The organism is Microbacterium sp. B24 (genome assembly GCF_000333415.1).
GTDB lineage: Bacteria > Actinomycetota > Actinomycetes > Actinomycetales > Microbacteriaceae > Microbacterium.
The window spans coordinates 1-2,289 of sequence record NZ_BADB01000354.1; the positions used below are offsets into that span (position 1 = coordinate 1).

At 71.6% G+C, this 2,289-nt stretch carries 2 protein-coding genes and 1 pseudogene; 1 reads left to right on the plus strand and 2 read right to left on the minus strand.

Annotated elements, in window-relative coordinates:
* Positions 1 to 955 (plus strand): sugar-binding transcriptional regulator (locus I5I_RS09105; RefSeq protein WP_036318515.1); only part of this gene is annotated, 955 nt, incomplete at its 5' end.
* On the opposite strand, the gene I5I_RS09110 is transcribed toward I5I_RS09105, so the two are convergent.
* Complete coding sequence (locus tag I5I_RS09110; RefSeq protein WP_036318513.1) at positions 936 to 1,730, minus strand: energy-coupling factor transporter transmembrane component T family protein; 795 nt, start codon at positions 1,728 to 1,730, stop codon at positions 936 to 938. The two genes, I5I_RS09105 and I5I_RS09110, sit on opposite strands and share 20 nt — an antisense overlap.
* Positions 1,727 to 2,260: pseudogene (locus tag I5I_RS09115) on the minus strand (ABC transporter ATP-binding protein); the annotation flags it as partial. The gene I5I_RS09110 and the pseudogene I5I_RS09115, both read right to left, overlap by 4 nt.
* Positions 2,261 to 2,289 lie beyond the last annotated feature (29 nt).

A 2,289-nucleotide genomic window follows, 5' to 3' on the forward strand; every position in this document is an offset into this window, starting at 1 on the left:
AGCTCGGTCCCGGGGATCCTCTAGAGTCTACTACGTGCAGGACCAGACGATGGAGCAGATCGCCTCCGAGATGAAGCTGTCGCGATCATCGGTCTCGCGCCTGATCGCTCACGCCCGCGAGATCGGCCTGGTGGAGATCACGGTTCATTCGCCACAGGAGGCCACGAGCGTCGTCGCCCGGCGTCTGTCCGAGCGCTACGGCATCACCGTGCACGTCGTCAGCACGCCGCCGCGTTCCACCGACGCCGAGCGCCTCGAGCGCACCGCGCGCACCGCGGCGCACGTCCTGTCGACCACGCTCGATCCCCAGGCGAGCATCGGCATCGCCTGGGGCGCGACCGTGTCGGCGATCGCCCGTCATCTGCCGACCAAGCGGCTGCACGAATCGCAGATCGTGCAGATGAACGGCGCGGCCAACGAGTCGACCTCGGGCATCAGCTACTCGGGGGCCATTCTGGAACGCTTCGGGCAGGCCTTCGGCACCGACGTGCAGCAGTTTCCCGTGCCGGCACTGTTCGATGACCCGCACACGAAGCAGCTGCTGTGGCGGGAGCGCTCCATCCGCCGCGTCGTGGAGGCGCAGGCGCGCGTGCAGGTGTTCGTCTTCGGGCTCGGCTCGCCCCAGGCGGACGTTCCCTCGCACGTCTATGCCGGCGGCTACCTGACCGGCGAGGATCTGCGGGTGCTGCTGCGCGATGGCGTCGTCGGCGACTGCGCCACGGTGTTCTACCGGCTGGATGGCTCGACCGGCGGCATCGAGCTCAACGATCGCTCGAGCGGTCCGTCGTTCGACGTCATCCGCCGCATCCCCCGTCGCCTGTGTGCGGTGTCGAGCCTGTCGAAGATCGACGCGCTGCGCGGCGCGCTGGCGGCGGGGCTCATCACCGAACTGGTCGTCGAGGAGGCTCTCGCCCGCCGCATCGTGGAGCTGCCGCTCAGCGCGGCCCGAGGATGAAGTTCCACGTGCCCGCCGCAACCGCGGCCGACACCGAGACGGCGGAGATCGCGACGCCCACCGCCACGAGCATCCACTCGCGCCTGCCGAAGCGGGAGGCGCGGGCCCACGTGCGGCGGCCGGGAGCGCCGAAGCCGCGCGCCTCCATCGCGGTGGCGAGCTTGGAACCGCGGCGGATGGAGAGCACGAGCAGCGCGAAGGCCATGCCGGCGAAGCGGCGAACACGCCCCTGATCGGCGATGCCGCGTGCCCGGCGGGCGAGTTCCAGAGCCCTCCAGTCCTCGAGGAACAGTCCGACCATGCGCAGGCCCGCCAGCGCGCCGAGCACGAACCGTGCGGGCAGGCGCCACACCTGGGCCAGGCCGTCGGCGAGATCAGTGGGATCGACGGTGACGAACAGCACGACCGAGGGCAGGGCCACGGCCAGCACGCGGAAGAAGGTCGCGACCGCCAGCGCGAGCGACCCCTCGCTGATGCGCAGGACGAACCATTCGACGTAGACCTGCCCGGACGCCGCGCCGTAGAGCGCGATCGTCAGCGCCGTCAGCGGCGCGGCCAGCCACACGGGCCAGGTCCGCATCCAGAACTCGCGCCACCGCAGCCCCGCGAACACGAACAGGACGCTCTCCAGCGCCAGCGCGACCGCGGCCGACACCCAATCCAGCGTCACGATCAACGGCAGGGCGATCACCGCGCTGGCGGCGAGTTTGGCGACCGGATTGACCCGCGCGATGACGCCGGGCCGGGTGCGGGTGTCCGCGGCGAGCATGCTCATGCCGCGGCATCCGCAGTCAGCGCGAAACGCCGGGCGCGGAGCGCATCGACGACGGCCTCGTCATGGGTGATCGCCACGATGGCCGACCCCTCGTCGCGCAGGCGGGCCAGCAGCGCGACCAGCTCGGCCCACGTGCGCGCGTCCTGGCCGAAGGTCGGCTCGTCCAGCACCAGGACGCGCGGGGCGGTGGCGAGGACGGCGGCGACGGTGAGCCGGCGCTTCTCCCCTCCCGAGAGCGTGTACGGGTTGGCGGCGGCCAGCGCGGTCAGCCGCAGCCGCTCCAGCAGCTCGTCCACGCGGGCGGCAGACGCGGCCTCGTCCATTCCGAGCGCGCGCGGCCCGACCTCGAGCTCGCCGCGTACCGACCGGGCGAGCAGCTGATGCTCCGGGTCCTGGAAGACGGTGCCGATACGGGTGAGAAGCTCACGTGAGCGCCACGAGATCGGTGCCGGCGCGGCGCCGGCGGCGAGCGTCGCCGAGGCCGACAGGTCGCCGGATGCCGGCCGCAGCAGTCCCGCGAAAGTGAGACTCTAGAGGATCCCCGGGACCGAGCTCAATT

Bases quoted from the DNA above. Each gene is read 5' to 3' on its own strand.
- I5I_RS09110 (WP_036318513.1), bottom strand. From the start codon at position 1,730: ATGAGCATGCTCGCCGCGGACACCCGCACCCGGCCCGGCGTCATCGCG.